3 rRNA genes are annotated in these 5,646 nt (G+C 53.7%); all 3 read left to right on the forward strand.

From position 1 onward, the window contains the following. Nucleotides 1–212 precede the first annotated feature (212 nt). The 3 genes from IEW81_RS14370 (at nucleotide 213) to rrf (ending at nucleotide 5,640) form a co-directional block, all read left to right on the forward strand. Nucleotides 213–1,735, forward strand: a 16S ribosomal RNA gene (locus IEW81_RS14370). 519 nt (nucleotides 1,736–2,254) lie between these two features. Further along, nucleotides 2,255–5,371 (forward strand): 23S ribosomal RNA (locus IEW81_RS14375). Between the two features lie 152 nt (nucleotides 5,372–5,523). Then, nucleotides 5,524–5,640, forward strand: a 5S ribosomal RNA gene (rrf, locus tag IEW81_RS14380). The 16S, 23S and 5S rRNA genes sit together here, the layout of an rRNA operon. Nucleotides 5,641–5,646: the final 6 nt, after the last annotated feature.

Here is a 5,646-nt window from a genome sequence, read left to right on the forward strand (position 1 = left end):
ATGTCAAATGCCAAAAACCCGACTGTGCTTTTCGATGTCAACCTATTTCGGGTTGGTGTTGGGGGTGCAGCGGATTCCTTTGGAAATAGATTAAACAACAAAGCAAGTCAGTTTTGATTTGTTCTGTCAGTTTCAAACTTGCAGGGTTCCAGCCTATTCCGGTTGGTCCCTGTGCTGGATGTGCCGGCTACTTGTAGTCGTGCAATCAAACATTTATGGAGAGTTTGATCCTGGCTCAGGATGAACGCTGGCGGCGTGCTTAACACATGCAAGTCGAACGGTGAAGAGAGAGCTTGCTTTCTTGGATCAGTGGCGAACGGGTGAGTAACACGTGAGTAACCTGCCCCAGACTCTGGGATAAGCACTGGAAACGGTGTCTAATACCGGATACGAGCTTCAGCCGCATGGCTAGGAGTTGGAAAGAATTTCGGTCTGGGATGGACTCGCGGCCTATCAGCTAGTTGGTGAGGTAATGGCTCACCAAGGCGACGACGGGTAGCCGGCCTGAGAGGGTGACCGGCCACACTGGGACTGAGACACGGCCCAGACTCCTACGGGAGGCAGCAGTGGGGAATATTGCACAATGGGCGCAAGCCTGATGCAGCAACGCCGCGTGAGGGACGACGGCCTTCGGGTTGTAAACCTCTTTTAGTAGGGAAGAAGCGAAAGTGACGGTACCTGCAGAAAAAGCACCGGCTAACTACGTGCCAGCAGCCGCGGTAATACGTAGGGTGCAAGCGTTATCCGGAATTATTGGGCGTAAAGAGCTCGTAGGCGGTTTGTCGCGTCTGCTGTGAAAACTGGAGGCTCAACCTCCAGCCTGCAGTGGGTACGGGCAGACTAGAGTGCGGTAGGGGAGATTGGAATTCCTGGTGTAGCGGTGGAATGCGCAGATATCAGGAGGAACACCGATGGCGAAGGCAGATCTCTGGGCCGTAACTGACGCTGAGGAGCGAAAGCATGGGGAGCGAACAGGATTAGATACCCTGGTAGTCCATGCCGTAAACGTTGGGAACTAGATGTAGGGGCCATTCCACGGCTTCTGTGTCGCAGCTAACGCATTAAGTTCCCCGCCTGGGGAGTACGGCCGCAAGGCTAAAACTCAAAGGAATTGACGGGGGCCCGCACAAGCGGCGGAGCATGCGGATTAATTCGATGCAACGCGAAGAACCTTACCAAGGCTTGACATATACGAGAACGGGCTAGAAATAGTCAACTCTTTGGACACTCGTAAACAGGTGGTGCATGGTTGTCGTCAGCTCGTGTCGTGAGATGTTGGGTTAAGTCCCGCAACGAGCGCAACCCTCGTTCTTTGTTGCCAGCACGTAATGGTGGGAACTCAAAGGAGACTGCCGGGGTCAACTCGGAGGAAGGTGGGGATGACGTCAAATCATCATGCCCCTTATGTCTTGGGCTTCACGCATGCTACAATGGCCGGTACAAAGGGCTGCAATACCGCAAGGTGGAGCGAATCCCAAAAAGCCGGTCTCAGTTCGGATTGAGGTCTGCAACTCGACCTCATGAAGTCGGAGTCGCTAGTAATCGCAGATCAGCAACGCTGCGGTGAATACGTTCCCGGGCCTTGTACACACCGCCCGTCAAGTCATGAAAGTCGGTAACACCCGAAGCCAGTGGCCCAACCGCAAGGAGGGAGCTGTCGAAGGTGGGATCGGTGATTAGGACTAAGTCGTAACAAGGTAGCCGTACCGGAAGGTGCGGCTGGATCACCTCCTTTCTAAGGAGCATGTGCAACCGTCCTCTGTATACAGGGACTTCAAGTGTTGCCAAGCTGTACCAGCCTGTTCGGGTTGGACAGCGCTCATGGGTGGAACATTGACATTGTGGCCAGGTAAGAGTCGTGCTTCTCAGTACATCTTCTGTGTTGTTTACAACGCGGGGGGTCGGAACGGGCGCTCGAGTCGAGGTTGGTCTTTTGCACGCTGTTGGGTCCTGAGGGACCGGGCCGGTGCTGTCATCTTTTGGGGTGATGGTGTCGATCTAACCTCTGGACCATGAACATCCGAGATTTCGGGTGTGACGGTCTTCGGATCTTGTTGTGTCTGGTTTCGGCCTGGCGCGGGAGATACCGCCCGTATTTTGAGAACTACACAGTGGACGCGAGCATCTTAGATTCGACCGAAAGGTCGGATCACATAAACGATGACATCTGGTACATGAAGCAATTCTGTGCCAGGTAATCATTGGTCTATCTTGTTTGGCTTAGGCCAGGCACGATCGATTCAAACTCATGTGATATCAATTTTCTAAGAGCAGACGGTGGATGCCTTGGCATCTGGAGCCGAAGAAGGACGTATAAATCTGCGATAAGCCTCGGGGAGCTGATAATAGAGCCCTGATCCGAGGATTTCCGAATGGGGAAACCCCGCTGGGCGTTGCAAGACGACCCAGTGACTCCCGCCTGAATATATAGGGCGGGTAGAGGGAACGTGGGGAAGTGAAACATCTCAGTACCCACAGGAAGAGAAAACAACCGTGATTCCGTTAGTAGTGGCGAGCGAAACCGGAAGAGGCCAAACCGATCATGTGTGATAGCCGGCAGGCGTTGCATGGTCGGGGTAGCGGGACTTTTCAGCTGTTACTGCCGTACAGCAAGAATTACAAAGCAATATAGACGAATGGGATTGAAAGCCCAGCCATAGACGGTGCCAGCCCGGTAGTCGAAATGTTGCAATGGTTCGAGAAGTATCCCAAGTAGCACGGGGCCCGAGAAATCCCGTGTGAATCAGCCAGGACCACCTGGTAAGCCTAAATACTCCCAGATGACCGATAGCGGACAAGTACCGTGAGGGAAAGGTGAAAAGTACCCCGGGAGGGGAGTGAAATAGTACCTGAAACCGTCTGCTTACAAACCGTTCGAGCCTCCTTAGTAGGGGTGAGAGCGTGCCTTTTGAAGAATGAGCCTGCGAGTTAGTGCTCAGTGGCGAGGTTAACCCGAGTGGGGCAGCCGTAGCGAAAGCGAGTCTTAATAGGGCGTTTTAGTCGCTGGGTCTAGACCCGAAGCGAAGTGATCTATCCATGGCCAGGTTGAAGCGACGGTAAGACGTCGTGGAGGACCGAACCCACTTCAGTTGAAAATGGAGGGGATGAGCTGTGGATAGGGGTGAAAGGCCAATCAAACTTCGTGATAGCTGGTTCTCTCCGAAATGCATTTAGGTGCAGCGTTGCGTGTTTCTTGCCGGAGGTAGAGCTACTGGATAGCTGATGGGCCCTAAAAGGTTACTGACGTTAGCCAAACTCCGAATGCCGGTAAGTGAGAGCGCAGCAGTGAGACGGTGGGGGATAAGCTTCATCGTCGAGAGGGAAACAACCCAGACTACCAACTAAGGTCCCCAAGCGTGTGCTAAGTGGGAAAGGATGTGGAGTTGCATAGACAACCAGGAGGTTGGCTTAGAAGCAGCCACCCTTGAAAGAGTGCGTAATAGCTCACTGGTCAAGTGATTCCGCGCCGACAATGTAACGGGGCTCAAGCACACCACCGAAGTTGTAGATTTCATGTATTAGCCCGGCATTTATGTCCAGGCGCATGGAGTGGTAGGAGAGCGTCGTGTGGCGAGTGAAGCGGCGGTGTAAACCAGCCGTGGACGCCACACGAGTGAGAATGCAGGCATGAGTAGCGAAAGACGGGTGAGAAACCCGTCCTCCGAAAGACCAAGGGTTCCAGGGCCAGGCTAATCCGCCCTGGGTAAGTCGGGACCTAAGGCGAGGCCGACAGGCGTAGTCGATGGACAACGGGTTGATATTCCCGTACTGACGAAGAACCGCCCAAGCTAATCCAGTGATGCTAAGTGTCTGAATCCCTGTGACGGATCCCTTCGGGGTGAAGCGTTGGGCCTAGCACACGACCCTATGCTGGTGCGGTTAGCGTATTAACAGGTGTGACGCAGGAAGGTAGCTGAGCCGGGCGATGGTTGTCCCGGTCTAAGGATGTAGGGCGAACGATAGGCAAATCCGTCGTTCATATAGCCTGAGACCCGATGGGTAGTCCTCACGGACGAAATCAGTGATCCTATGCTGCCAAGAAAAGCATCGACGCGAGGTTCAAGTTACCCGTACCCCAAACCGACTCAGGTGGTCAGGTAGAGAATACCAAGGAGATCGAGAGAATCGTGGTTAAGGAACTCGGCAAAATGCCCCCGTAACTTCGGGAGAAGGGGGGCCTGAGGCGTGAAGGGATTTACTCCTGGAGCGTTTGAAGGCCGCAGAGACCAGTGGGAAGCGACTGTTTACTAAAAACACAGGTCCGTGCTAAGTCGCAAGACGATGTATACGGACTGACGCCTGCCCGGTGCTGGAAGGTTAAGAGGAACGGTTAGCCGCAAGGCGAAGCTGAGAATTTAAGCCCCAGTAAACGGCGGTGGTAACTATAACCATCCTAAGGTAGCGAAATTCCTTGTCGGGTAAGTTCCGACCTGCACGAATGGCGTAACGACTTCCCAGCTGTCTCAACCGCGAACTCGGCGAAATTGCACTACGAGTAAAGATGCTCGTTACGCGCAGAAGGACGGAAAGACCCCGTGACCTTTACTATAGCTTTGTATTGGTGTTCGGTGTGGCTTGTGTAGGATAGGTGGGAGACTGTGAAGCTTGGACGCTAGTTCAGGTGGAGTCATTGTTGAAATACCACTCTGGTCACTCTGGATATCTAACTTCGGACCGTAATCCGGTTCAGGGACAGTGCATGGTGGGTAGTTTAACTGGGGCGGTTGCCTCCCAAAAAGTAACGGAGGCGCCCAAAGGTTCCCTCAACCTGGTTGGTAATCAGGTGTCGAGTGTAAGTGCACAAGGGAGCTTGACTGTGAGACTGACAAGTCGAGCAGGGACGAAAGTCGGGACTAGTGATCCGGCAGTGGCTTGTGGAAGCGCTGTCGCTCAACGGATAAAAGGTACCTCGGGGATAACAGGCTGATCTTGCCCAAGAGTCCATATCGACGGCATGGTTTGGCACCTCGATGTCGGCTCGTCGCATCCTGGGGCTGGAGTAGGTCCCAAGGGTTGGGCTGTTCGCCCATTAAAGCGGTACGCGAGCTGGGTTTAGAACGTCGTGAGACAGTTCGGTCCCTATCCTCTGCGCGCGCAGGAAATTTGAGAAGAGCTATCCCTAGTACGAGAGGACCGGGATGGACGAACCTCTGGTGTGTCAGTTGTTCCGCCAGGAGCACCGCTGATTAGCTACGTTCGGAACGGATAACCGCTGAAAGCATCTAAGCGGGAAGCCGGCTTCAAGATGAGATTTCCATGACTTAGGTCGAGAGGCTCGCAGCTAGACTACTGCGTTGATAGGCCGGATGTGGAAGTGGGGACTAAAGACCCACGGAGCTGACCGGTACTAATAAGCCGATAAATTGATAACACCCCACCTCACCGGAGGTGCCTGTCGGAAGACATGCAACTGCGATGGTGAATGAGAATGATTCTCGCGTCCACTTTGTGGTTCCCGATTTACGGTCGGGAACTGGATCTGATTCGCATCAGACCAACGAACGAAACATAAATCCATAATGTTTCGGCGGCCATAGCGAGAGGGAAACGCCCGGTTACATTCCGAACCCGGAAGCTAAGACTCTCTGCGCCGATGGTACTGCAAGGGGGACCTTGTGGGAGAGTAGGACACCGCCGGACTCCATT

It is taken from the genome of Salinibacterium xinjiangense, from assembly GCF_014645015.1.
GTDB lineage: Bacteria > Actinomycetota > Actinomycetes > Actinomycetales > Microbacteriaceae > Rhodoglobus > Rhodoglobus xinjiangensis.